Genomic DNA, 24,704 nt, shown 5'->3' on the forward strand with positions numbered 1-24,704 from the left:
GCCAACGTTATGACTTTTTTGTTGGCATTTTTTTGTGTCATCAGCCATTCAATCTGACACGCAAGCGCAGGCTTCCGAGGACATCATGAAGAAAATTCTTTATTTACTGCTGGCGATCGTACTGGTGATCGTCGTGGGGATTGGCGTGCTGGTCACGTTGGTGGATCCAAATCAGTTCAAGCCTTTGATTGCTGAGCAGGTTAAAAAAGCGACGGGTCGTGATCTGGTGATTGAAGGGGATATCGGCTGGCGTTTTTTCCCGAGTATCGGGTTTAACATTGGCCGGACGGAATTTCGAAACCCGGAAGGATTCGCAGAATCAAATCTGGTCCAGTTTAACGATGCGGGTGTGTCGGTTTCTGTGTTGCCGTTGTTCTCAAACCGACTGGAAGTCGGGCAGGTGACGCTGAAAGATGCACGGGTGTTTATTCAAACGCGCAAAGACGGGGTCAGCAACCTTGACGGTCTGACCGGTGAGTCTGCCGCTGAGCCGCCTGCGCCGGCACAGAATCAGCCGCAAAACGAAACGGCGTCCTCGGAGCAGGGCGAGGTGGTTGCAGAAGGTGAAACGGCAACCGGCGAGAAATGGGTTGTCAGTCTGGCGGGGATTGCGCTGGATAATGCCAGTGTGACCATTCGCGACGACCAGGCTGGTACGGTGACCGCGCTGGATGCACTGAACCTGAATCTGAGTCAGTTTGCCCCGGGGGAATGGGCGGATTTGCGTTTTGATCTGGCCGGACAGAACGGCGGGATGCGCTTTACGGCGAAAGGACAAACCGGACTGCGTATTGCTGAAGCCCTGGATGATGCGGCCTTGCGAGATACCGAACTAACGGCGGGTTTGACGCAAGCGGGCACCCAACTGGATAACGTCACAGTGAAGCTGGACAAATTCACGCTGGGCGATTGGGGAAATCTGAGCTTATCGGCAAAAGGGGAAGTTCCGGACTTAGCCTTTGATGCGAAGGGACAACTGCGTTTGAAAGTGAATCAGGCCAAAAATCAGGTCTCGGTTGAGGGGCTGGATCTGGCGACCGATCTGAAAGGCGCTGCACTGCCGCGTCCGGAGATGAAAGTCTCTGTTGCGGGTGATGCGTCTTACGATCTGCAAGCCAGCCTGGCGAAACTCAGCCAGTTGACGCTGAAAGCGGATGAATTGGTGCTGAATGGTGATGCATCTTATCAGGTGGCAACCGTGCCTGTGATCCGCTTCAACCTGCAAAGTGATGAAATCAATGTGGATCGCTGGACGGGTGGGGAAGATGCAGCCAAGCAAGAGACTGCGATACAGCCTGCACATGAAGATAAAGCGTCGGCTCCTGCGGCGCAATCGGCACCCAGTGACGTGGAACCGGATCTGTCGGTGCTGAAACAGTTCGATGTGGCTGGCACCGTGAAAGTGGGCCGTTTCATTGCGGCGAACGCCAAACTGAGTCAGGTCGATCTGGCCATTGCGATCAAAAACGGTGTGTTCAGCCTGAACAAATTTGCTGCGAATCTGTACGACGGTTCGATCACGGCAAAAGCCAAACTGGACGCAACAGGTAAGCTGCCGGTGTATCAGGTCAGTCAGTCGATCAAAGGCGTGCAGGTTCAGCCGCTGCTGGTCGATGTGGCCGAGAATGACATGCTGGCGGGAACGGGGAATATTGACGTCGACATTGCCGGTAAAGGGCTGGCTGAGTCTCGTCTGAAGAAAAATCTGGACGGAACGGTGGCGATCAACTTTGCCGATGGTGCTGTGAATGGCATCAATATTCCGAAGATGATTCGTGAAGCCAAAGCGAAGCTGAAAGGCAAGTCGGATACGCTGGATGATGAAGCGAAGAAAACCGATTTCTCTGCCTTGACAGCGACTTTCATGCTGAAAGATGGCAAAGCTTCCACCAATAACATGTATCTGGCCTCGCCGCTGTTGCGTGTTGATGGTAAAGGCTATACCAACTTCATTGAGCAGACACTGGCTTTCCAGATTGACACTGCTGTGGTGGCGACCAGCAAAGGACAAGGCGGTAAATCGGTGGATGAAGTCGCTGATATTACCGTGCCACTGGATATTAAGGGCACCTGGTCAGCGCCGGATTACGCCATTAATTTCAAAGAGCTGGTCAAACGAAACAGTGAACTGGATAAACGCGCGAAAGAGCTTGAGGCCAAAGCGAAAAAAGAAGCAGACCGTCTGGAAGAGAAAGCCAATAAAGAGGTTCAGCGTGGTTTAGACAAGCTGCTGGGTGATAAAGCGGACGATGACAAAGTCAAGGATGCCGCAGATAAATTACTCAAAGGTTTGTTTAACTAATTACCTGATTTTTCAGGAATTGAACGGCCAGTGGTGTATGCCACTGGCCGTTTTTGTATCAAGAACTGAATGCAGGCTCCTTGCGGGACTGCTTCTTCTGGTACAATCTGTGAAAATTTTGCGGAGAATTGACATTGGATTCAGTAACACAGGCAGCCCTTGGCGCTGCGGTTGCCGGCATGATTGCCGGAAAAAAGGCTTCGCCAAAAGTGCTGCTGGCTGGTGCGATGATCGGGACGATTCCTGATCTGGACGTGCTGGTTGATTATGGCGATCCGGTTTCAGATATGGTGAAACACCGCGGGTTCAGTCATTCACTGTTTGTTCTCTTTCCGCTGTCGTTTTTGCTGACCTTATGCTGGCAGCGGTGGCGAACATCGTCGTTCACTTTTGGCCATCTGTGGTTTCTGATTGCAGCCTGTTTGATCACCCATCCGATACTGGATGCCTTCACAGCTTATGGCACGCAATTGTTCTGGCCGATCCCAATGCCGGTGTCCATCGCCAGTATCTTTATCATTGATCCGCTCTATACGCTGCCCTTGCTGATTGTGCTGATTGCGTCGCTGATGTGGCAGGATCGGATGGCCCGGCTGTGCCGGGCGGGACTGATTGTGTCCAGCCTGTATTTGGCTTGGTCTGTGATTGCGATGCAGCTGATCGATCACCGGGTGGAAAAGCAGCTGGCAGGCACTGCGCTGGAAGGGCGTCCTGTGTTTCTCACCCCGACGCCGTTCAATACCGTGCTCTGGCGCATTGTGGTGCTGGGGGACGATCATTATTGGGAAGGGTTATCGTCGTTGCTGGATGAGACAAGCGAAGTGACATTCATTGCCAAACCCCGTGGGGAGTGGCCGGTACAAGTGGATAAACCGACGACATTGCAGTCTCTGGAAACGTTTACGCATCAGTTTGTGCGATATGAAGTACAGGAAGAACAGCTGATTGCCACCGATTTGAGGTTGGGTATGGTAGATTATCTGCCGTTCCGGTTTGTGTTCGCCAGTAAAACGTCTGAAACAGACTGGCAGCTTCAGCCGCCAGTCCAGTTAGACAGACCCGCCGTCAGAATCAAACACCTGCCTTCTTTATGGCTGAGATTGCTGGGCAATCAGGATATTGATGCGGATTTGTGTCATGTCTCTGAAGGTTGCCAGACCGCTGCGGTGCATCCGCCCGCTTGATCCTTACCAGTCGACGCCTTTGCGGGCTTTGATACCGCTCTCAAAGGCGTGCTTAACGTTACGCACTTCTGAAACTGTGTCGGCCATTTCAATCAGACGCCGGTGTGCGCCGCGCCCGGTCACGACCACGGACTGTTCCGGTGGACGCTGGGCAATGGTCTCAAGTACCTCATCAATATCTAGATACCCATAGGTCAGCATGTAAGTCAGCTCATCCAGCAGCACCACATCGTAACTGGCGTCGGTGAGCATGTGTTTGCATTCTGCCCAGGTTTTCTCAGCAGCGAGGGTGTCCGCCGTTTTGTCCTGTGTGTCCCAGGTAAACCCGGTTGCCATGATGGCAAAAGTGACATCATGCTGCGCCAGCAGGTTGCGCTCGCCGTTGTCCCAGGTGCCTTTGATAAACTGGCCTACGCCACATTTCTGGCCGTGACCCACAGCACGGGCAATGGTGCCGAATCCAGACGTCGACTTCCCTTTGCCATTGCCGGTAATGACCAGCAGCAGCCCTTTTTCCGTTTGCGCTGCGGCGACCCGCGCGTCCACTTCATCTTTGACTTTTTGCTGTCTGGCTTTATATCTGTCCTGTTTCTGATGCGCTTCTGCCATGAATCTCTCTTCACTGCCGTTGGAAAGTAAAGCCCTGATTCTGAGGGAGGCGAGTGGATGGTGCAAGGGCTAAGCGCATTGATTGCAGCATTGTGGAAGGAAGTGGTATCGCTCAAGAGAAAGTGGTGCATTGTTCCGTTCCGGTTGCACGGCTCTCAAGGTTTAGTCACTGGCAAAATCCGGAGCTTGCTATACTTTGAGCGATTCAGATGACGTGAATGAGCAGGTGATGTTGTGAAGTACTTACTCTTACCCCTGTGTATTGCAGCGCTGGTCATCAGCGGATGCAGCAGTAATCCTTATGGTAATACCTATGGCCGTTCTCAGGCGCAGCAGGTCCAGCAGGTGAAATACGGCACGATCATTCAGATTGATCCGGTGTCGATCGAAGGCGAGCAAAATGTGGTGGGTACGCTCGCCGGTGCCGCAATTGGTGGGATTCTCGGTTCAAAAATCGGTGGTGGCAGTGGTTCGGATATTGCTGCAATTGGTGGCGGTGTACTGGGTGGTTATGCCGGGAACAAAGCGTCACAAAACCTTTCGGAAAGTAACGGGGTCAACCTGACAATCCGGCTAGAGTCGGGTGAAACCATTGCCATTGTTCAGAAAGCAGACCCGAATATGATGTTCAGCGTCGGGCAGAAAGTCCGGGTTAATATCACCGGCAGAACGGCTAGGGTGGTACCGCAATAGACACTTGGGCTCGTTTGTTTTCGTTGCGCGTGTACCGGGCCGGGCATCTTTAATTGTGGCGGCCCATTTCTATGATCCGCGACACAGACTGAGGGCTCTGAGCCATGGTCAGGCCAATCTTTGACTATGCTGGGGAAGTGGTTCATGTGCTGGTGTGGCTGAAACAGCGAATGGGTTGTGTGGTGGCTGTTTTACTCATTCTGGTTTCTGCTCCCGCATACAGTCAACGCGATAGTCAGGTAGTCATCGCCTTCAACACGAAGGGCCCTGCTATGGAAGAGAAGATTTTTGAAGTCAGCCATGTTGAATTGGCTTTGATGAAAAGCCACCCGCCGCAACTCGGTATACGCGCCCATGGATTTACCACCACTTTAGGTTGGGAAAATGCCCGGCTGGTGCCGTTTGTCTATGTGATGCCGCCCGCTGATGGCATTTATGAGTTTGACTTTGTTGCAACCCCCCCAGCGGACCGACACCGCAGGTGATCTCACCCGTGGATGCCAACTATTTGCTGGAGAGCATTCCGAATGATTTGAAAGGGGTGAGAGTTTATAGCACTTCAAATCAGGTCGAAGCCTTGTTGGCAACCGCAGAAAGTCATTAGGCTGTTCAATCAATGAAATGGAGGTTCGCCTCCATTTTGTTGATTCTGCTCACAGATGAGCTGGTTCTTCACGAAGATGGACTGGTTGTTCGCTTCTTTTTTATCTCGTCAAACCAATCCAGATTTGGGTCAGAGGCAGTTCCACGTGTATCACGGACTGATATGAAGGCTGTCCCACGCACATAATTCTCAAGGTAAATTTACTCTCGATGGAGCAAACTTTTGGGTGAATCCTGAAGTCGGCTATGTCACGAAGTCTCAACCTTTGAGGAGAAGGATGATGAGTAAGCCATATGTGCGTTTAGACAAAAATGATGCTGTTGTTCTCTTGGTCGACCACCAGACAGGCTTACTGTCTCTGGTTCGCGATATCGACCCGGACAAGTTCAAAAACAACGTGTTAGCGTTAGCAGACTGCGCCCTTTACTTTGAGTTACCGACCATATTGACAACCAGCTTTGAGCAGGGGCCAAATGGGCCGTTAGTGCCAGAGTTGAAAGAGAAGTTCCCGAATGCGCCATATATTGCCCGGCCTGGTCAGATAAATGCCTGGGATAATGAAGACTTCGTTCAAGCGATTAAAAACACGGGGAAGAAGCAATTGATTGTTGCGGGTGTGGTGACAGAAGTATGCGTTGCTTTCCCTGTGCTTTCAGCAATTGAAGCAGGATATGACGTGTTTGTGGTTGCTGATGCTTCTGGCACGTTCAATGCAATGACCCGTGATGCAGCCTGGGCGCGTATGTCTGTGGCAGGCGCACAGATGATGACGTGGTTTGGCCTGGCCTGTGAGCTGCACCGGGACTGGCGGAACGACGTTGAAGGGCTGGGGAATCTGTTCTCAAATCACATTCCGGATTACCGGAACCTGATCAACAGTTACACGACTTTTCAGTCAGATAAGTAAAGCCGTGGGATAGAACCACTGCGTTTGATTCGGTGAGGATGCCTCTGAAAACGGAGTGAACCAAGACCGACATATCAGGTTTGGTCTGCTTGTCTTGCAATCCAGCGCCTTCAACACATAGTCTTTTGTGAATGATGAATTGAGTCAACTAAAGAGGCATCAATGAAAACAAGCAAAAAGGCTTCGGTGCTGGTGGTTTGCATGGGCAACATTTGCCGCTCTCCAACGGGAGAGGCGGTGCTGCGGGCAAAAGCGCAAGCCGCGGGGATGGCGGTTGAGATTGATTCGGCCGGAACCATCGGGTATCACGAGGGGAATCCGCCGGACAGCCGGTCACGCTCAGCAGGAGAGGCGAGAGGTTACAGTTTTCAGGGTATCCGGGCACGTCAGGTGGTCCCGGAAGATTTTGAGCGGTTCGATCTGATTCTGGCAGCGGATCGGCAAAATCTGGCGGATCTTCAAGCAATGTGTCCGGATCAATATGTGCCTAAGCTGGGCTTGTTGCTTGATTACGCAGATGTTGCGGAAGCCGAAGTGCCAGACCCCTATTACGGCGGTCCGCAAGGGTTTGAGCATGTGCTGGATTTGGTTGAACAAGCAGCAGAGGGTGTTCTGGCCCGTTTGGAATCGGTTTGATTTTAAGCCGATATAAAAACGCCCGCATTTGCGGGCGTTCGGGTATTTGAAGCTGAAAAAATTAACCCAGCGTGTCGGAGGCGACTTTATAGGTTGGATCTTCCATCACGTTGACTTCGACCAGATCACCCGCCTTGCGCAGTAAGCCGCGGCATTCCGGGCTCAAGTGGCGCAAGTGAAGGGTTTTACCTTCTTTGGCATAGCGCTCGGCAACGGTGTCGATGGCTTCGATAGCAGAGTGATCGGCAACGCGTGAATCAGCGAAATCAATGATGATATCTTTCGGATCATTGCTGGCATCAAACAACTCAAGGAAGTGTGAAACCGAACCAAAGAACAGCGGACCATTGAGGTGGTAAACCTTACTGCCGTTTTCATCGATTTTGCTTTCTGCTGCGATGTGCTTGGCATGTTCCCAGGCAAAGACAAGCGCAGAGTAAATCACACCCACAAAGACAGCAATGGCCAGATCGGCAGCAACTGTCACACAGGTCACCAGGATAATCGTGAAGAAGTCATGCTTCGGCACTTTGCGCGCCATTTTGAAGCTTGCCCATTCGAACGTTCCAATCACCACCATGAACATCACACCCACCAGAGCCGCCAGCGGGATCATCTCGATCAGGTTGGATCCGAACAGAATAAAGAGCAGCAGGCCAACCGCAGCGCTCACACCGGAAAGGCGACCCCGGCCACCGGAGTTGATGTTAATCATGGACTGACCAATCATGGCGCAGCCGCCCATGGCGCCAAAGACTGAACAGGTCACGTTGGCAACACCCTGGCCAACGCACTCACGGTTGCTCTGACCACGGGTGCCAGTCATTTCATCCAGTACGGTCAGCGTCAGCAGGGACTCAATCAGACCGACAGCAGCCAGTACAACGGCATAAGGCAGAATGATATACAGGGTCTCCAGTGTCAGCGGCACCATCGGAATCGAGAAGGTTGGCAGTGAACCCGCCAGTGTTGCTTCCGCGTTACCGCTCATGCTGCGCACAAAATCGATGACAGTGCGGGTGTCTAAATCCAGGCCATGAACCAGACCGGTCACAACCACAATGGCAACCAGTGAGGAAGGAACGGCAGTCGTCAGCTTTGGCAGGAAATGAATAATCGCCATGGTCAGCAGCACCAGGCCACCCATGAGATAAAGTTGTGTGCCTTGCATCCATGTCAGCACACCGGATGCATCCGGCACTTTGAACTGACCTAGCTGAGCAAGGAAAATCACGATCGCAAGGCCATTCACGAAGCCGATCATGACCGGATGCGGAACAATCCGGATAAATTTACCCAGCTTGAACACACCCGCGAGGATTTGCAGGACACCGGCCAGTAAAATGGCAGCAAAAAGGTATTGAATGCCGTGTACTGCAACCAGGCTGACCATGACAACCGCCATTGCGCCTGTCGCACCGGAAATCATTCCGGGACGTCCGCCGAGTGTGGCAGTGATGAGACCAACGATAAATGCGGCGTACAGACCGACCATAGGGTCTACGCCAGCAACAAAGGCGAAAGCAACAGCTTCCGGCACCAGTGCCAGGGCAACAGTCAGCCCTGATAGCATGTCATTCTTGACAGACTGGTGTGTAAACTTGGGAAATTCAAACATTGTTGATTCAGTCTTATTTGGAATGGATTGGGTTAGGCGGGCAAATGCTACCGATAAGCGTGATTCAGTTCAACTTTTAATCAAGTTATCAGCAGTGAAACACCGCATTGAATCCAACAAAAAGCCATGCAATTGCATGGCTTTCTGAGGAGGCATCATGGCCAGCCAGCGGCAGTGTTAATCAAACACGGCTTTGGTCATTGGCGCAGTTGCAACGCTGGTCGCTGTCTGGCTGCCAGCCTGGCGGGTTTGCACCCGTAGCTCACGGGCTGGTGCAACGGCAACAGGCGTGCTGTTCAGAACAGCTTCCGGTGCCGGAGCTTTCGCCATCGGTGACACACTGTGGAAACCGCGTGGCGAGCTTGCAGTGACCTGAGCCAGTTTGAACGCTGCTGGTGCAGGTTGTGCAATGGTTGCTTGTGTCACGACAACAGGTGCAGCTTCTGCAACCCGAGCAACAGGTTCTTTGACAGGCGCGACCGGCTGTTCTTGTGACGTCATTTCAGCAACTGGCGTTTCCACCTGAGGCTTATCCTGGCGGAGTGGCATCACTTTACCCATGGCCATTTCTGGCATGGCGACAGCGCTCAGGGACTGGGTTTTTGCCACAGGCTCCGGAGAAACTGTCACTTCAGCGACAGGTTCGGCATCTGCGTGGATCGCAGGTTTGTCGCTACGCGGCCAGACTTTACCCATCGCCATTTCCGGAGACGCTACCCCTGTTGTCGGACGACGCTTCGGACGCTCAACAATGGACACAACGTTTTCCATTTCGCTCAGGTTATCAGTGGCTGCTTCTACAGCATGGGTCACGGCTTCAGAGACCACCTGATCAACATCTTCATCCTGATTCGGGCGGGTATCACGAATGCGGCGACGACGTTGTCCGCTGGCACGCAGGTGACGTGGCGAACGACGGTTCCGGCGCTGGCCTTCCTGTGCACCATTTTCGTTGTCAGCTTGTTGTTCACCCTCTGTAGAAGGCACGTTCTCCACAGCAGTGGCCTGCTCTGATGACTTCACAGTTTTCGCCTGGTTCTCCTGGCTGGCCGCTTCTTTTGCCATCGCTGTACCGAGTGACTGCAGTGGGCTCTGCACTGTTTCAACGGATGTTTGACCTTCCGTATCAACCGCTTGCAGCTCAGGATTCTCAAGACGGACTTTTTTCTGAAGCTGGCGACGCTGGCGACGTTGCTTCACTTTTTCCGTTTTTGGCTTCTCAGCGTTTTCCGGAGCGCTTGGCGCTTCAGTGGTTTCAGCCTGCTGCTGTTTCTCTTTTCGGCGCTGCTTCTGTACTTCGTCGCGACGCTGACGTTTCTGCTCTTTAATGTCGTCTTCAGCGTTTTCACGAGGTGTTGCTGCCGCTTTGACGGGCTTCTCAGCCTGAGCCTGACGATCCTGCTTCTGACGGTCGCCACGGCGACGCTGCTGGCGCTGACCACTCTCACCGGATTTCTGCTCGCGGGAATCGCGCTCTTCATCCTGGCGGTTACGGTTCTGGCCCTGACGCTGCCCCTGGCGATTTCCGTCTTTACTGCGTCGGTTATCACGGCGGTTGTCGCGACGACCCTGACCTTCACGCTCGCGGCGTGCTGCTGGTTTTTCTTCTTTCTCAGCAGGCTTCTCTTCTGCCTGACTGCCGCCAAACAGGCCTGCCAGTACGTTGAACAGGCGCTGGAATAAGCCAGGTTTCTTTTCAGTTTTCTCAGCCGGCGCAGGCGTTGCAGCAGGTTTTGCAACAGGCGCTGGCGCTTTTGGCGCGGTGAATCCTTGCAGAACCGGCTCTTCACGTTTCTTGGTTGCACGTTCAGTCGCGTGGCTTGGTGCTTCGCTCTCGCTGACTTCTTCAAGATACTTTGGCAAATGGTACGACAGCGTGTCTTTCTCATCGCCGGTGCGCACACGGTGCACTTTGTAGTGCGGTGTTTCCATTTCAGCATTCGGAACGATCACGACTTTTACATCATGATATTTCTCGATGTGCTGCACGGAACGACGTTTTTCGTTCAACAGATATGAGGCGACAGCGACGGGCACAATCGCCTGAATCTGAGCACTGTTGTCTTTCATCGCTTCGTCTTCAATCAATCGCAGAATTGACAGAGACAGCGATTCGTTATCCCGGATTACCCCGGTACCGGAGCAACGCGGGCACACGTGATGGCTGGCTTCTGCCAGAGACGGGCTCAAACGCTGACGAGACATCTCCAGCAGACCGAAGCGAGAAATACGGCCGATCTGTACACGGGCACGATCCATACGCACGGCTTCACGCAGTCGGTTTTCAACTTCACGCTGATGACGAACAGGCGTCATATCAATAAAGTCGATGACCACCAGACCACCGAGATCGCGTAACCGAAGCTGACGGGCAATTTCATCGGCCGCTTCCAGGTTGGTCTGCAGTGCAGTTTCTTCGATATCGCCACCTTTGGTTGCTCGGGCGGAGTTGATATCAATAGAAGTCAGGGCTTCAGTCGGGTCGATAACAATCGAGCCACCGGAAGGCAGATCAACGACACGCAAGAAGGCAGATTCGATCTGGCTCTCAATCTGGAACTTGCTGAACAGCGGCACTTCGCCGTCATAGGGTTTCACTTTCGGTTCAAAGTCAGGGCGAACCAGTTGGATATGCGCGCGGGCACGATCGTAGATTTTCGGGCTATCGATCAGGATTTCACCGATATCGCGGCGCAGGTAGTCACGGATCGCACGGGCAATCACGTTACTTTCCTGATGGATCAGGAAGGGTGCAGGCTGAGCATCAGCTGCTTCCTTCACCGCGCTCCAGTGATTCAGCAGGACGTTCAGATCCCATTCCAGTTCTTCTGCAGATTTGCCAACGCCAGCCGTCCGCACAATCAGGCCCATACCATCCGGCAATTGCAGGGTGCTTAACGCAGATTTCAACTGAGTGCGCTCTTCACCTTCAATTCGGCGTGAGATACCGCCCGCACGCGGGTTGTTCGGCATCAGAACCAGAAAACTTCCGGCCAGAGAGATAAAGGTGGTTAGGGCTGCGCCTTTGTTGCCACGTTCTTCTTTATCAACCTGAACGATAACTTCCTGACCTTCTTTCAGCACTTCCTTGATGTTCGGGCGGCCTTGGTAGGTGTAGTTTGCTGGGAAGTAATCGCGGGCAATCTCTTTCAGAGGGAGGAAACCGTGTCGCTCGGCACCATAGTCTACAAATGCTGCTTCAAGACTTGGTTCGATACGGGTGATGCGTCCTTTGTAGATATTTGCTTTCTTAGATTCGTGGCCTGGGCTTTCGATATCGAGATCGAACAGCTTCTGACCGTCCACTAATGCGACGCGCAACTCTTCCTTTTGAGTTGCGTTAATCAACATTCTTTTCATTCTGTGTACTCATTTATTGTCGTTGTAATAGTGAGCCAACGTTGGATCCTTTACCGATGCTGCCTGACTCCAAGTCTGATTTACGGTTGCAACCTCACGGTTGGAAGTTTCAGGAGTGCTCTTTGGCTACACATATCTGCCAGCTGTACTGAAGATGGCTAGATCCGGGATATACAGCCGGTAACACCGCGTTGTCGCGGTCGTATCTCTAACACCGATAAAAAATCTGCAATCGGAACACTAAGATTGACTCTGCGTGACTTGTCGTCTTACGCCTTTTGCTGCGACGCCAGGCAGAGCAGGATAAAAAACATTCATCATGGCGCAAATATGACCGCCATGGCATGGAAATTGGGATTTTCCCTGATTCCAGACTGCAATCATAGCAGGGTGACTTTTTTGCGGCAATCTGCATTGTTGTTATGAATCGCTGAACTTGCTCTCAGAAGTCGCACTTTGTGTGTTTATTACAGGTCAGCTGACGGGTGGTTTCAACTGTTTGTGATGTGGATGATGCGGTAACTAGCATCTTATAGTGACTTGGGTATAAAATCTTGGGTCATGAATGAAGACAAACCAAAAGTGCAATTCATCGCCATCGAAGATGATTTTGCCGGGCAGCGAATTGATAACTTTTTGCGAGCCCGATTAAAAAATGTGCCCAAAAGTATGATTTACCGCATTTTGCGGAAAGGTGAAGTACGGGTCAATAAGAAGCGGATCAAGCCTGAGTACAAGCTACAGGAAGGCGATCTGGTCCGTGTGCCGCCGGTTGTTGTCCCTGAAAAGGAAGGCACGGCACCGGTCAGTACGAAGCTGGAGAAAGTTGCTGAACTGGAAGACTGCATTATTTTCGAAGATGAGCAGATGCTCATTCTCAACAAGCCTTCCGGAACGGCTGTACATGGCGGCAGTGGTCTGAAATTCGGGGCGATTGAGGCCTTGCGGGCTTTACGTCCGGATGCGCGTTTCCTTGAGTTGGTCCACCGGATCGATCGGGATACCTCAGGGATTCTGCTGGTTGCGAAGAAACGTTCAGCACTGCGAAAACTCCAGGAGCAGTTCAGGCAGAAGACGGTTCAGAAATATTATTTCGCGCTGGTGATGGGGCAATGGCCAAAAGATTGCCGGAAAGTGACTGCACCTTTGCTGAAAAATGAAGTGAACAGCATTGTCCGGGTGAACCCGAACGGGAAGCCGTCGGACACTCGCTATAAAATTCTGGAGCGCTTCAAAGAAGCAACTTTCGTCCAGGCAAGTCCGGTGACTGGGCGAACGCATCAGATCCGGGTGCACTGCCAGTATACGGGCCATCCGATTGCCTGGGATGACAGGTACGGCGATCCCAGATTCGATGCTTACACCAAAACAATGGGGTTGAATCGTTTGTTCCTGCATGCGGCGAACATTCAGTTTGAACATCCGGGTTCGGGGGAACGCATGGAAATCAATGCACCGATGGATGCCATGCTTAGCCGGACCATAGACGCTTTGCGACGGGCTGACTAACCGGCGTCTTTCCATGAAACGGCTGATGTACACCATCAGCCGTTTTTGTGATTCGCTTCTGGTATTACATGGATTGGATCTTTTCCCATTGTGTAATCAGCTCATTCAATGCTTGCTGAAGTGTCTCTGTGCGGGTCGTCACTGCAGATGGCTTGGCAACCTGTACAAGAATGGGCTGATCAAGACGAAGCACTTCTTTGATGTTTGGTCTGCCCTGAGACGAATAATTTTTCGGGAAATAAGCTGTGGTCACTTCTTTTAGGGGCAAGAAACCTGTGCGGGCTGCGCCAATGTCGACAAATGCTGCTTCGAGAGACGGCTCAATGCGGCAGATCCTTCCTTTATAAATTTCATTGTGTTGTGTGACATGATTTATCGGGTCTGTGATTTCACAGAACTGGTACTGAAAGTTGTCGTCCAGTTTAAAATATCGCGGGCTCGGCTTTGGCGTTGCCAGCTCGTTGAGCCAGGCAATCACTTGTCCAATCATTGAGTGCACCATCTGAGAAATAAGCATCGGGTTTCTTATGCCATTCTATCAAGCGGCAATTTGCAACCCGGGCTTAAGAAAACAGGATGATTCTGGCAGAAAAAAGTGAGGATATTGGGCAGGGGGTGCTCAGGCCTTTGCGCCTGAGCATTTGAAACGGATGAAATCATGGCGTTTACAGCACAGCGACGCCGTGTTTTGCAAGCAGTTCACGTAGTGCAATCAGCGGTAAACCGACCAGTGTATTCGGGTCGCGTCCATCGAGCCGATCGAAGAGTGCAATGCCCAACCCTTCACTTTTAAAGCTGCCTGCACACTGAAGGGGTTGTTCCCGTGCGATATAATTACGAATTTCATCTTCACTGAGGGTCCGGAAGTGAACATGAAAGGGCTCACAGATCACGTCACTTGTGTCGTCGACAGCGTTGTAAACACAGAGTCCGGTGTAGAAAGTGACTGTCTGACCACTGGCAGCTTTCAGTTGCGCGCAGGCATTCTCTGGCGTGTGTGGTTTACCGACGATGGATCCGTTGATGACGCAGACTTGATCCGAACCGATAATCAAATGCGTGGGATAGTTATCACGGCATGCTTTGGCCTTGGCTTCGGCAAGACGCTTGACCAGCATTTCTGCGGTTTCTCCCGGTAAAGGCGTTTCGTCGGTATTGGGTGCGGCACAGTCGAAGGGCAGCCCCAGTTTTTCAAGCAGGCTGCGCCGGAACGGGGAGGTGGAGGCCAAAATTAAAGCATGATTCATGTTTGGATGTTGTCCGGTTTGATTCAGTGTGAAACGAAAGAGCGAGACGTTGAAATTTACGCTAGTTTTAACCTTGAACCAACCTTATTATACCCGCCGTGACATGACCCTGAACGGACACACCAAACCCCTGTACGGGAAATGGTCAAAAGCTGGGATTTCGGACACATTTCCTTTGACTCAAACCAATTAGAAGGCTAATATTCGCGCCCTATGCAAAAGGTAAAATTGCCGCTGACGGTCGATCCGGTCCGCGCCGCTCAAAAAAAGCTCGACTATGATGGCATCATCAAAGCCGAGCTTTTAGAGCGTCTGGCTGAATCAGCTTACAGCGTTTTAAGTGATGCAAACGTCACCTTATCATTTGACTTTGACCAGCGTCATATGGCGTACATGCGTGGGCATGCAGACGTCGATGTGATGCTAACCTGCCAGCGATGTCAGGAAGAATTCCAACACCATTACCGTGTGGATTTCTGTTACAGTCCGCTCCTCAAACCCGAGGAAGCAGATGAGTTTCCGGAAGCTTATGAGCCGGCTGAAGTCGACGAAAATGGTGAGATCAATTTACTTCAGATCATCGAAGATGAGTTGATTCTGGAGTTACCGCAAGTCCCAATGCACGATGAGGCGGACTGTCCAGTCTCCGCATCAGGCATGAGCTTCGGTGAGATCCCTGTTGCTGATGAGCGTCCGAATCCGTTTGCAGTATTAAAAAACTTGAGTAAAAGTAATAAGGAGTAGGGTTAATGGCCGTACAAAAGAGCAAAAAATCACGTTCAGCACGTGGTATGCGTCGTTCACACGATGCCCTGACTACCGCGGCTGTATCTGTTGATCAGAACAGCGGTGAAACCCATCTGCGTCACCACGTGACTGCTGACGGTTTCTACCGTGGCCGCAAGGTTATCAACAAATAAGGTTGAGCCTTGACTGGTCTAACCGTTGCACTTGATGCAATGGGTGGGGATTTCGGTCCTCAGGTAACAGTGCCTGCCGCCGTGCAGGCACTGTTACAATACCCGTCGCTAAATCTGCTGCTCTATGGTGATCAGAGTGCTATCACCACACAACTCTCGTCTCTGAACCATCTTCATCATCCCCGTTTAACTATTGTTCACTGCGATCATGCGATTGCGGATCATACGCGTCCGTCGCAAGCTTTGCGTCAGAGTCAGGGCTCATCGATGCGCCGTGCTTTAGACGCTGTAGCTGAAGGCGAAGCCGATGCCTGCGTGAGTGCCGGCAATACCGGTGCCTTAATGGCGCTCGCCCGTTATTCTCTGAAACAACTCCCCGGCGTAGAGCGCCCGGCACTGGTTTCTGCCATTCCTAGCCGCACAGGTGGAAAAACCTGGCTGCTTGATCTGGGCGCAAATGTGTCTTGTGACGCTGATACCTTATTTCAGTTTGCGGTGATGGGCTCTGTGTTGGCTGAACAGGAAATGACCGGGCGTCCGCCCAGAGTCGCTTTGCTCAATATTGGTTCGGAAGAAATTAAAGGCAATGATCTCGTCAAACGCTGTGCCTCTATGCTAAGTCGCTCCCAAGATGTCCATTATATTGGATACGTTGAGGGCAATGAGCTTTATGATGGCAAGGCTGATGTGATTGTCTGTGATGGGTTTGTCGGCAATGTAAGCCTGAAAACCAGCGAAGGGGTTGCTAATCTCTTTATAGACAGCTTTAAACGTGCGGTCAGCCAGCACCCGCTGAAACGTATTTTGGCTAAGTGGCTGTTTCGTGACCTGTTCCGAGAGCTGCAAAGCCTGAACCCCGACCAGTACAATGGCGCAAGTCTGTTAGGATTGCGCGGTATTGTCGTGAAAAGCCATGGAAGTGCTGATATTGCTGCCTTTACCAATGCGATTGGTGAAGCAGTACATGAAATCAAGCGGAAGATACCGACAAGAATTAGTGACCGTTTGGAACACGTACTACTTGAGAGGCATTATTAGTCTTCATGTATAGCAGAATTTTAGGTACAGGCAGCTACCTGCCACAACAGGTTCGCACCAATGCGGATCTGGAAAAAATGGTGGATACCAGTGACGAGTGGATTGTTGCCCGTACAGGTATCCGTGAGCGCCGAATTGCCTCTGAAGAAGAGACGGTCGCAGTCATGGGCTACCATGCATCCGCCCGTGCCATGGAAATGGCCGGTGTTTCAGCCGATGACATTGATCTGATTATTGTGGCCACAACCTCAGCCAGTCATGCGTTTCCTTCTGCGGCCTGTCAGGTGCAGGGCATGCTGGGTGTGAAAGGTTGTCCGGCGTTTGATCTGGCAGCAGCATGCTCTGGATTCGTGTATGCCTTGAGCGTTGCCGATCAGCACATTAAAACCGGTATGGCGAAACATGTGCTGGTGATTGGCGCAGATGCCCTGTCACACAAGTGTGACCCGGATGATCGTTCAACGATCATTTTGTTTGGCGACGGTGCAGGTGCCGTAGTTCTGGGTGCCAGCGAAGAAGCCGGTATCATTTCGACCCATCTGCATGCTGACGGCCATTTTGGCGGCTTGCTGAGCCTTGCCGTGCCTGAGCATGGTGAAAGCTTTGACAGTGACAAGTGGCTCTATATGGCGGGTAACGAAGTCTTCAAGGTGGCGGTGACACAGCTGTCTAATCTGGTGAAAGATACCTTAGCTGCCAACAATATGGATAAATCTGAGTTGGACTGGCTGGTACCACACCAGGCAAATTTAAGAATTATTACAGCGACGGCCAAAAAGCTGTCGATGTCGATGGATCAGGTTGTGGTGACGCTGGATAAACAAGGCAATACCTCAGCCGCGACTGTCCCTGCTGCACTGGATGAAGCTGTGCGTGATGGCCGGATTCAGCGAGGACAGATGCTATTGCTGGAAGCCTTTGGTGGTGGTTTCACCTGGGGTTCGGCATTAGTCAAATTCTGATTGAAATGCATAATTTTAATACTGTGGCACGGGACGCACGTATCCATGTCGGTCCCGCAGCCGCAACAATGATGGCATCTTTGATGCCATTTCTCTTTGTAGAAGGATTTCTGAATGTCTAAGTTCGCGATTGTTTTTCCTGGGCAGGGTTCTCAGGCTGTCGGTATGCTGGCAGAGCTGGCCGAACAATATGAAAGCGTCCAGCAAACGTTTGCCGAAGCATCTGAAGTTCTGGGTTACGACCTGTGGGCACTGGTTCAGAACGGACCTGCTGAAGCATTGAATGAAACACACCGTACTCAACCTGCACTGCTGACTGCATCTGTAGCGATCTGGCGTGTGTGGCAGGCTGAAGGCGGTGCACAGCCAGCAGTCCTGGCAGGTCACAGCCTGGGTGAATATTCTGCACTGGTCTGTGCAGGTGTTCTGGATTTTAAAGATGCCGTGAAGCTGGTTGAGCTGCGTGGTCAACTGATGCAGGAAGCTGTACCAGCGGGTGTGGGTGCCATGTCAGCCATTATTGGTCTGGAAAACGACGCCATCGCAACAGCTTGTGAAGAAGCGGCGCAGGGCGAAGTGGTTGCTCCGGTGAACTTCAACTCACCGGGTCAGGTGGTGATTGCGGGCCACAAAGCTGCGGTTGAGCGTGCCAATGAGCTGTGTAAGGCCGCTGGTGCCAAGCGTGCACTGCCGCTGCCTGTTTCTGTGCCTTCTCACTGTGAACTGATGAAGCCTGCAGCCGAGAAACTGGCGCAAGCACTGGAATCCGTTGCATTTAACACACCGGCAATTCCAATGATTAACAATGCAGATGTCGCGACTGAAACCGATCCGGCTGCGATTAAGCTGGCGCTGGTCAAGCAGTTGTATGGCCCGGTTCGCTGGACCGAATCTGTTGAGCGGATGGCTGCGGAAGGTGTTGAGCTACTGCTGGAAGTCGGTCCGGGTAAAGTCCTGACGGGTCTGACCAAGCGGATTGTGAAGTCACTCAACGGTGCTGCCGTGAACGATTCTGCAAGCCTGGCGGCTGCGAAGTAATTCATATTTTTCCGTGGCACAGAATAAGAATCACGCCACGGAGAAATTTTTCATCAGCCTGTCAAACTAAGACAGTGCTATATAAAGAGGAATAAACATGAGCCTGCAAGGTAAAGTTGCTCTGGTAACAGGTGCAAGCCGTGGTATTGGTCGTGCAATTGCCGAAATTCTGGTTGAACGCGGTGCGACTGTAATTGGTACAGCAACTTCAGAAAGCGGTGCAGAAGCGATCAGCGCTTATCTGGGCGAGCACGGTAAAGGTCTGGCATTGAATGTGACTTCTCCTGAGTCAATTGAAGCCGTCCTGAAGCAGATCAAAGACGAATTCGGTGAAGTTGATATTCTGGTGAACAACGCTGGCATCACACGTGACAACCTGCTGATGCGGATGAAAGATGACGAGTGGCAGGACATTATTGACACCAACCTGACCTCAATTTTCCGTCTGTCGAAAGCTGTGCTACGGTCAATGATGAAAAAACGTTATGGTCGTATTATCAGCATTGGTTCTGTGGTGGGAACCATGGGAAATGCAGGACAGACCAACTATTCTGCAGCCAAAGCAGGCCTGATTGGTTTCACCAAATCGATGGCCCGCGAAGTGGCCTCTCGCGGAATTACTGTGAATGCAGTGGCGCCTGGTTTCATCGAAACTGATATGACCAAAGCGCTGAATGACGATCAACGTGCCTCCACGCTGTCTGCTGTTCCGGCAGGTCGCTTGGGTGAGCCGCGTGAAATTGCAGCAGCAGTTGCATTTTTAGCTTCTGACGATGCTGGTTACGTAACCGGCGAAACGCTGCATGTGAACGGCGGCATGTACATGATTTAAGCAAAAAGTTGAAATCTTTTTGGATGCAAGTCAAACTCAGATAGATTTCACGCGGAATCGTGGTTTGACCAGCACCCTTAGTGTTGCAACTTTTACAGTAATGAATAAACTACAGCAAATCGCAAAAGCGAACTCTTGTTTAAGGAAATAGATTAGTATGAGCAACATCGAAGAACGCGTAAAAAAAATCATCGTTGAGCAGCTGGGCGTAGATGAGTCTGAAGTAAAGAACGAAGCTTCTTTTGTTGACGATCTGGGTGCTGACTCTCTGGATACTGTTGAGCTGGTAATGGCTCTGGAAGAAGAATTCGACACAGAAATTCCAGACGAAGAAGCTGAGAAAATCACAACAGTTCAGGCAGCGATCAACTACGTTCTGAGCGCTTCTGCTGAGTAATTCTCAAGAACACTTCCAGGCGGTCTCCATGACCGCCTGATTTCATTTAAGCATTCAAGTTAATCCTTCATTCCCGGAGATATAAATCGTGTCAAAGCGTCGCGTAGTTGTAACTGGTATGGGTATGCTGTCACCAGTTGGCAATACTGTCGAATCTTCATGGAAAGCCTTACTGGCTGGCCAGAGTGGTATCAGCAATATTGAGCACTTCGATACGACTGATTTTGCAACCCGTTTTGCAGGTATGGTCAAAGACTTCAATTGCGAAGACTACATGTCCAAAAAAGATGCCCGTAAAATGGACCTGTTCATCCAGTACGGCGTGGCCGCTGGTATTCAGGCGCTGAAAGACTCTGGTATTGAAGTCAGCGAAGGTAACGCTAGCCGTTTTGGTGTGGCGATTGGTTCTGGTATTGGTGGTCTGGGTCTGATTGAGCAGAATCACCAGGCAATGCTGGAAAAAGGTCCGCGCAAAATTAGCCCATTCTTCGTGCCGTCCACGATCGTGAATATGATCGCAGGTCACTTGTCGATTATGTACGGTCTTCGCGGTCCGAATATTGCAATTTCTACAGCCTGTACGACTGGCTTGCATAACATTGGTCATGCTGCACGTATGATTGCATACGGCGATGCAGAGATGATGCTGGCCGGTGGTGCAGAGAAAGCATCAACGCCACTGGGTATGGGTGGTTTCGCTGCAGCGAAGGCACTGTCTACCCGTAACGATGATCCTCAGGGCGCATCTCGTCCTTGGGACAAAGAGCGTGACGGTTTCGTACTGGGCGATGGCGCCGGTATGATGGTTCTGGAAGAGTATGAGCACGCCAAAGCGCGCGGTGCGAAAATCTATGCGGAACTGGTCGGCTTTGGTATGAGTGGCGATGCTTATCACATGACGTCCCCAAGCGCGGATGGTTCAGGTGGTGCTCTGGCGATGGAAGCTGCGATTCGCGATGCTGGCATCCGTCCTGATCAATTGGGCTACGTGAATGCTCACGGCACTTCAACGCCTGCTGGTGATGTCGCTGAAACACTGGGCATTAAGCGCGCGCTGGGTGATGCAGTCAACAATGTGCTGGTTTCTTCAACCAAGTCGATGACAGGTCACCTGTTGGGTGCTGCGGGTTCTGTTGAATCAATTATTACTGTGATGTCTCTGGTTGATCAGGCGGTACCGCCAACAATCAACCTGGAGAATCCAGACGAAGGTTGTGACCTGGACTACGTGCCGGGCGAAGCTCGCCAAGTGAAGATGGAGTATGCCCTGTGTAACTCCTTCGGTTTTGGCGGTACAAACGGTTCGCTTCTGTTCAAGAAAATCTAAGTCAAATCTGTTATGCTGAACGGCCCGGTTGAATGACCGGGCCGTTTTTTTATGGGGTATCCGATGGTGTGGATCAACGGTGTTGAAGCCGACAAAATGAGCGTCGCTGATCGGGCTTTCCAATATGGGGATGGCTGTTTTACCACGATTCTGGTCGAGCAGGGTGCCCCGAGGCTTTGGTCACAACATTTAACCCGGCTGAAGCTGACGCTACAAAAGCTGAACATTGCTGCGCCCGAGTGGTCGCACATAACAGAGACAGTCATGTCTGTGGCACAAGGATACCCGCACAAAGGTGTGATTAAGGTATTCGTCAGTCGTGGCGCTGGTGGTCGGGGTTATAGTCCGGCCGGATGTCAGGACACTCAGGTTGTGGTGTCCGATTTTCCCTGGCCTGCGCATTATGCTCAATGGCAGCAAGAAGGCATCGAGCTGGGTGTTTGCCATCAGCGGCTTGGCTTGTCTCCGATGCTGGCTGGCCTGAAGCATGCGAATCGACTTGAACAGGTGCTGCTCAAGCAGGAAATTGATGCAAATGGCTGGCTGGATGCCGTGGTCCTGGATGCGAATGGTGATGTAGCGGAAACCTGCGCTTCGAACATTTTCTGGCGAAAAGGAAATACGCTGTATACCCCGAGCTCAGTCTGGCTGGTGTCCATGGCTTGATGCGGGCACATGTTTGTGAACTGGCCGCTGCACAGGGGTTTTGTCTGGTGTATGTGAAAAGCACACTGGATGACTTGCTTTGCGCAGATGAAGTCTTTATTACTAATGCGCTCATGGCTTTGGTGCCCGTGACGAAAATTCAACATAAAACGTACCAAGAACGGCGTGCGTTAGAAGCGATAACGAAGAGGTTGTACTCGTGCTAAAAAAGTTGGCATTGGTGTTCGTTCTGCTGGGAGCAATTCTGGCAGGTGGTGTGGGCTGGGCATATCTGCAGGTAAAAGCCAGTATTGATCAGCCCGTCGCTCAGTTAGAAGAACCGTATCTGACGGTCAGACCGGGAACAACGTTTCGGGGGCTGATCTACCAGTTGACTCAAATGGGGGTGATTGCTGAATCGCCCTGGACACGTTGGGTTGGCCGAATTGACCCGACTCTGGCGCGAATCAAAGCGGGCACTTACTCCATCGAACAGGCCCGGACGCTACGGGATGTATTGGTTACCGTTGCATCTGGTAAGGAATATCAATTCTCGATCACACTGCTTGAAGGCGATCGGTTTACCGACTGGCTGAATGAGCTGGAAAATGCGCCGATGCTGAAACATGAGACGGCGCAGATGACTGAAGCCGACATTGCCAAAGCGATTGGGGCTGATGTGGATAAGCTGGAAGGCTATCTGTTACCCGAGACTTACCATTACACTGCCGGCACCTCAGATCTGGCGTTGCTGAAGCGCGCTTATGGCCATATGACCCAATTACTGGGTTCTGCCTGGGAAGACCGGGATGCGTCGATCCCGCTGAAAAACCCTTATGAAGTGTTGATCATGGCATCGATCATCGAGAAAGAAACGGCCGTCGATGAAGAACGTGCCAAAGTGTCTTCTGTATTTATGAACCGTCTGCATAAAGGGATGCGGCTCCAAACGGATCCCACGGTGATTTATGGCATGGGAGATAAGTTTGACGGCAATATTCGCCGGAAGGACTTGCGGACGCCGACGCCATACAACACCTATACGATTTTTGGTCTGCCGCCGACACCGATTGCGATGCCAAGTGCTGCTTCTGTTCTGGCGGCGGTAAAACCGGCGCAAACCAACTATTACTATTTCGTGGCTGACGGTAAAGGCGGTCATACTTTTTCGAAAACCCTGAGCGAACACAATCGCGCTGTTCGTCAATATTTAAAGATACTCAAACAATAATGAACGGAAAATTTATCGTCATTGAAGGCCTGGAGGGTGCCGGGAAGAGCACTGCCATTGCAACGGTTATTAAGATTCTGACGGAACAAGGGATCCAAGGCATTGAATCGACGCGTGAGCCGGGCGGTACGCCGCTGGCGGAGCAGATGCGTACGCTGGTGAAAGAAGGCCACCCGGATGAACCGCTCACGGATATGGCTGAATTGTTGCTGCTGTATGCCGCGCGCAGCCAGTTGGTGGAGCATGTTATTCAACCTGCACTCAAGGCGGGAAAGTGGATTGTGGGCGATCGGCATGACATGTCTTCTCAGGCGTATCAGGGGGGCGGTCGTGGCTTTGATACGCAGCTCATGGCCGATATCAAAACCATGGTGCTGGGGGATTTCGAACCGGATCTGACTATTTATATGGATATCGACCCGGCACTTGGGCTGCAGCGAGCCCGTGGTCGCGGTGCACTGGACCGGATAGAAAAAATGGATCTCTCCTTTTTTGAGCGAACCCGAGCGCGCTTTCTGGCCTTGTCGCAAAATCAGCCCAAAGTGATCATCGTGGATGCATCGCAAAGCCTTGAAGCGGTCACCACCGAGATTCAGGAACAGCTGAAGCACTGGCTGGCGCAGCAGGAGACCAGATGAGTTATCCCTGGCTGACAACGCTTTGGCAGCAATGGCAACAATTGCTGTCTCAGGAGCGGATGCATCATGCCATGTTACTTGTGTCACCGGCGGGTTTTGGTCGTGAGGCGCTGGTTCGGCAGCTGGCCCAAACAGTGTTATGCCAGAATGGCGTGACTGAATCTTGCGGTTTATGCCACAGTTGCAAGTTGTTTACTGCCGAAACCCATCCGGATTGTCATGTTATCCGGCCTCTGGAAGGGAAATCGATTAGCATTGATGCCATCCGGCAATGTAATCACTGGGCGTGGGAAACGTCGCAGTTAGGTGGGAAGCGCGTGGTGGTGATTGAGCAGGCTGAATCCATGGGTGAGGCTGCAGCCAATGCATTGCTGAAAACTCTGGAAGAGCCGCCGGCAAACTGCCAGTTTATTCTCACCACGTCTGAGTTGGATCGGTTGTTACCCACCATCAACAGTCGCTGTAATAAATGGCGGTTGCAAATTCCGTCAGAGCAAGATGTAAAACGCTGGGTGGAAAGCCAGCTCATGCAATCAATCAAGTGGGAAGATGTTCGGCTGAACGGTTGTGCACCGCTGGCGGTTCTAAACTTTATTGAACAGGGGCAGAACATTCGGCATCAGCATTTGCTGGAAGGGTTGCACCAGTTCCTGACCCCGCCGCATACGGGGTTGTTCAGCGTGGCTGAAGCCTGTATGAAGGATGGGCTGCTGAGTCTGCGGTGGCTGAGCTACTTTTTGGTCGACTGTCTGAAAGTCCATCAGGGCGCTGTCAATTATCTGATTCATGCTGAATCTGCCGTGCTGGTACAGCAGGTTGCCACGCAAGTGAATCAGCAAACTTTATTGCAGCAGATCCAGGCGTTGAATGCGTTAATCCGAGAACTGGAATCGCATTCAGGTCTGAATCATGAGCTGCTGATGACTGACTGGCTGTCGGGTTTTATCCCGGCACCATAATTCATCCCTCCGATGGCCTGTCTGCCAGAGTCTGCAGTGCCACTCGGC

Annotated in this window: 23 protein-coding genes and 1 pseudogene; 19 read left to right on the forward strand and 5 right to left on the reverse strand. The window is 51.8% G+C overall.

Annotated features, from left to right (window positions below; genetic code table 11):
- Positions 1 to 85 precede the first annotated feature (85 nt).
- Positions 86 to 2,302, forward strand: coding sequence for an AsmA family protein (locus KDD30_RS04255; RefSeq protein ID WP_211647544.1), 2,217 nt, complete (start codon positions 86 to 88; stop codon positions 2,300 to 2,302).
- A 134-nt stretch (positions 2,303 to 2,436) separates the two neighbouring features.
- Positions 2,437 to 3,486 carry a metal-dependent hydrolase gene (locus tag KDD30_RS04260; RefSeq protein ID WP_211647545.1) on the forward strand — a complete coding sequence of 350 codons (1,050 nt, stop codon included), beginning with the start codon at positions 2,437 to 2,439 and terminating at the stop codon, positions 3,484 to 3,486.
- A gap of 3 nt (positions 3,487 to 3,489) precedes the next feature.
- Here KDD30_RS04260 and cobO read toward each other — a convergent pair whose 3' ends face one another.
- Positions 3,490 to 4,095, reverse strand: coding sequence for a cob(I)yrinic acid a,c-diamide adenosyltransferase (gene cobO, locus KDD30_RS04265; RefSeq protein WP_211647546.1), 606 nt, complete (start codon positions 4,093 to 4,095; stop codon positions 3,490 to 3,492).
- A 234-nt stretch (positions 4,096 to 4,329) separates the two neighbouring features.
- On the opposite strand from cobO, the gene KDD30_RS04270 reads away from it, so the two are divergent.
- From KDD30_RS04270 to KDD30_RS04285, 4 genes are all read left to right on the forward strand, one after another.
- Positions 4,330 to 4,788 carry a glycine zipper 2TM domain-containing protein gene (locus KDD30_RS04270; protein WP_211647547.1) on the forward strand — a complete coding sequence of 153 codons (459 nt, stop codon included), beginning with the start codon at positions 4,330 to 4,332 and terminating at the stop codon, positions 4,786 to 4,788.
- Positions 4,789 to 4,934: 146 nt separating this feature from the next.
- Positions 4,935 to 5,273, forward strand: coding sequence for a hypothetical protein (locus KDD30_RS04275; protein WP_211647548.1), 339 nt, complete (start codon positions 4,935 to 4,937; stop codon positions 5,271 to 5,273).
- Between the two features lie 399 nt (positions 5,274 to 5,672).
- A complete protein-coding gene (ycaC, locus tag KDD30_RS04280) occupies positions 5,673 to 6,299 on the forward strand; it encodes an isochorismate family cysteine hydrolase YcaC (protein WP_211649533.1) in 627 nt (208 codons plus the stop codon).
- 162 nt (positions 6,300 to 6,461) lie between these two features.
- Positions 6,462 to 6,935, forward strand: a complete 474-nt coding sequence (locus KDD30_RS04285; RefSeq protein WP_249199196.1) for a low molecular weight protein-tyrosine-phosphatase — start codon at positions 6,462 to 6,464, stop codon at positions 6,933 to 6,935.
- 61 nt (positions 6,936 to 6,996) lie between these two features.
- Here the strand turns inward: KDD30_RS04285 and KDD30_RS04290 are convergent, their stop codons facing one another.
- Together KDD30_RS04290 and rne are read right to left on the reverse strand one after the other, a co-directional pair.
- Complete coding sequence (locus tag KDD30_RS04290) at positions 6,997 to 8,553, reverse strand: SulP family inorganic anion transporter (protein ID WP_211647549.1); 1,557 nt, start codon at positions 8,551 to 8,553, stop codon at positions 6,997 to 6,999.
- 177 nt (positions 8,554 to 8,730) lie between these two features.
- The gene (rne, locus tag KDD30_RS04295; RefSeq protein ID WP_211649538.1) at positions 8,731 to 11,904 is read right to left on the reverse strand and encodes a ribonuclease E; all 3,174 of its coding nucleotides are present in this window, start codon (positions 11,902 to 11,904) and stop codon (positions 8,731 to 8,733) included.
- Positions 11,905 to 12,474: 570 nt separating this feature from the next.
- On the opposite strand from rne, the gene rluC reads away from it, so the two are divergent.
- Positions 12,475 to 13,422, forward strand: a complete 948-nt coding sequence (gene rluC, locus KDD30_RS04300; protein ID WP_211647550.1) for a 23S rRNA pseudouridine(955/2504/2580) synthase RluC — start codon at positions 12,475 to 12,477, stop codon at positions 13,420 to 13,422.
- A gap of 64 nt (positions 13,423 to 13,486) precedes the next feature.
- Here the strand turns inward: rluC and KDD30_RS04305 are convergent, their stop codons facing one another.
- Together KDD30_RS04305 and KDD30_RS04310 are read right to left on the reverse strand one after the other, a co-directional pair.
- Positions 13,487 to 13,912 carry a S1 RNA-binding domain-containing protein gene (locus KDD30_RS04305; RefSeq protein WP_211647551.1) on the reverse strand — a complete coding sequence of 142 codons (426 nt, stop codon included), beginning with the start codon at positions 13,910 to 13,912 and terminating at the stop codon, positions 13,487 to 13,489.
- 175 nt (positions 13,913 to 14,087) lie between these two features.
- Positions 14,088 to 14,669 (reverse strand): nucleoside triphosphate pyrophosphatase, encoded by a 582-nt coding sequence (locus KDD30_RS04310; protein WP_211647552.1) that lies wholly within the window; start codon positions 14,667 to 14,669, stop codon positions 14,088 to 14,090.
- Between the two features lie 213 nt (positions 14,670 to 14,882).
- Between KDD30_RS04310 and yceD the strand changes: the two genes are divergently transcribed.
- The 12 genes and pseudogenes from yceD (at position 14,883) to holB (ending at position 24,656) form a co-directional block, all read left to right on the forward strand.
- Complete coding sequence (gene yceD / locus KDD30_RS04315) at positions 14,883 to 15,413, forward strand: 23S rRNA accumulation protein YceD (protein ID WP_211647553.1); 531 nt, start codon at positions 14,883 to 14,885, stop codon at positions 15,411 to 15,413.
- Between the two features lie 5 nt (positions 15,414 to 15,418).
- Positions 15,419 to 15,589, forward strand: coding sequence for a 50S ribosomal protein L32 (gene rpmF / locus KDD30_RS04320; protein ID WP_211647554.1), 171 nt, complete (start codon positions 15,419 to 15,421; stop codon positions 15,587 to 15,589).
- A gap of 9 nt (positions 15,590 to 15,598) precedes the next feature.
- Positions 15,599 to 16,627, forward strand: a complete 1,029-nt coding sequence (gene plsX / locus KDD30_RS04325) for a phosphate acyltransferase PlsX (protein ID WP_211647555.1) — start codon at positions 15,599 to 15,601, stop codon at positions 16,625 to 16,627.
- A gap of 5 nt (positions 16,628 to 16,632) precedes the next feature.
- The gene (locus KDD30_RS04330; protein WP_211647556.1) at positions 16,633 to 17,589 is read left to right on the forward strand and encodes a beta-ketoacyl-ACP synthase III; all 957 of its coding nucleotides are present in this window, start codon (positions 16,633 to 16,635) and stop codon (positions 17,587 to 17,589) included.
- Between the two features lie 114 nt (positions 17,590 to 17,703).
- On the forward strand, positions 17,704 to 18,627 hold the full coding sequence (fabD, locus tag KDD30_RS04335) for an ACP S-malonyltransferase (protein ID WP_211647557.1): 924 nt from the start codon (positions 17,704 to 17,706) through the stop codon (positions 18,625 to 18,627).
- Between the two features lie 97 nt (positions 18,628 to 18,724).
- Entirely contained in the window at positions 18,725 to 19,459 is a 735-nt protein-coding gene (gene fabG, locus KDD30_RS04340; protein ID WP_211647558.1) for a 3-oxoacyl-ACP reductase FabG, read from the forward strand.
- 157 nt (positions 19,460 to 19,616) lie between these two features.
- On the forward strand, positions 19,617 to 19,856 hold the full coding sequence (gene acpP / locus KDD30_RS04345; RefSeq protein WP_211647559.1) for an acyl carrier protein: 240 nt from the start codon (positions 19,617 to 19,619) through the stop codon (positions 19,854 to 19,856).
- Positions 19,857 to 19,944: 88 nt separating this feature from the next.
- Positions 19,945 to 21,183 carry a beta-ketoacyl-ACP synthase II gene (gene fabF / locus KDD30_RS04350; protein WP_211647560.1) on the forward strand — a complete coding sequence of 413 codons (1,239 nt, stop codon included), beginning with the start codon at positions 19,945 to 19,947 and terminating at the stop codon, positions 21,181 to 21,183.
- Positions 21,184 to 21,279: 96 nt separating this feature from the next.
- Positions 21,280 to 22,055 (forward strand): annotated as a pseudogene (pabC, locus tag KDD30_RS04355) (aminodeoxychorismate lyase).
- Positions 22,049 to 23,059 (forward strand): endolytic transglycosylase MltG, encoded by a 1,011-nt coding sequence (mltG, locus tag KDD30_RS04360; RefSeq protein ID WP_211647561.1) that lies wholly within the window; start codon positions 22,049 to 22,051, stop codon positions 23,057 to 23,059. The pseudogene pabC and the gene mltG overlap by 7 nt, the downstream one beginning before the upstream one ends.
- Complete coding sequence (gene tmk / locus KDD30_RS04365; RefSeq protein ID WP_211647562.1) at positions 23,059 to 23,697, forward strand: dTMP kinase; 639 nt, start codon at positions 23,059 to 23,061, stop codon at positions 23,695 to 23,697. The genes mltG and tmk overlap by 1 nt, the downstream gene beginning before the upstream one ends.
- On the forward strand, positions 23,694 to 24,656 hold the full coding sequence (holB, locus tag KDD30_RS04370; RefSeq protein WP_211647563.1) for a DNA polymerase III subunit delta': 963 nt from the start codon (positions 23,694 to 23,696) through the stop codon (positions 24,654 to 24,656). Before tmk ends, holB begins: the two co-directional genes overlap by 4 nt.
- Positions 24,657 to 24,704: the final 48 nt, after the last annotated feature.

Source organism: Photobacterium sp. GJ3 (assembly GCF_018199995.1).
GTDB lineage: Bacteria > Pseudomonadota > Gammaproteobacteria > Enterobacterales > Vibrionaceae > Photobacterium.

Coding starts and splice junctions, on each gene's coding strand:
- KDD30_RS04255 (WP_211647544.1), top strand. CDS start 86: ATGAAGAAAATTCTTTATTTACTGCTGGCGATCGTACTGGTGATCGTC.
- cobO (WP_211647546.1), bottom strand. CDS start 4,095: ATGGCAGAAGCGCATCAGAAACAGGACAGATATAAAGCCAGACAGCAA.
- ycaC (WP_211649533.1), top strand. CDS start 5,673: ATGAGTAAGCCATATGTGCGTTTAGACAAAAATGATGCTGTTGTTCTC.
- KDD30_RS04285 (WP_249199196.1), top strand. CDS start 6,462: ATGAAAACAAGCAAAAAGGCTTCGGTGCTGGTGGTTTGCATGGGCAAC.
- KDD30_RS04290 (WP_211647549.1), bottom strand. CDS start 8,553: ATGTTTGAATTTCCCAAGTTTACACACCAGTCTGTCAAGAATGACATG.
- rne (WP_211649538.1), bottom strand. CDS start 11,904: ATGTTGATTAACGCAACTCAAAAGGAAGAGTTGCGCGTCGCATTAGTG.
- rluC (WP_211647550.1), top strand. CDS start 12,475: ATGAATGAAGACAAACCAAAAGTGCAATTCATCGCCATCGAAGATGAT.
- KDD30_RS04305 (WP_211647551.1), bottom strand. CDS start 13,912: ATGATTGGACAAGTGATTGCCTGGCTCAACGAGCTGGCAACGCCAAAG.
- KDD30_RS04310 (WP_211647552.1), bottom strand. CDS start 14,669: ATGAATCATGCTTTAATTTTGGCCTCCACCTCCCCGTTCCGGCGCAGC.
- yceD (WP_211647553.1), top strand. CDS start 14,883: ATGCAAAAGGTAAAATTGCCGCTGACGGTCGATCCGGTCCGCGCCGCT.
- rpmF (WP_211647554.1), top strand. CDS start 15,419: ATGGCCGTACAAAAGAGCAAAAAATCACGTTCAGCACGTGGTATGCGT.
- KDD30_RS04330 (WP_211647556.1), top strand. CDS start 16,633: ATGTATAGCAGAATTTTAGGTACAGGCAGCTACCTGCCACAACAGGTT.
- fabD (WP_211647557.1), top strand. CDS start 17,704: ATGTCTAAGTTCGCGATTGTTTTTCCTGGGCAGGGTTCTCAGGCTGTC.
- fabG (WP_211647558.1), top strand. CDS start 18,725: ATGAGCCTGCAAGGTAAAGTTGCTCTGGTAACAGGTGCAAGCCGTGGT.
- acpP (WP_211647559.1), top strand. CDS start 19,617: ATGAGCAACATCGAAGAACGCGTAAAAAAAATCATCGTTGAGCAGCTG.
- tmk (WP_211647562.1), top strand. CDS start 23,059: ATGAACGGAAAATTTATCGTCATTGAAGGCCTGGAGGGTGCCGGGAAG.
- holB (WP_211647563.1), top strand. CDS start 23,694: ATGAGTTATCCCTGGCTGACAACGCTTTGGCAGCAATGGCAACAATTG.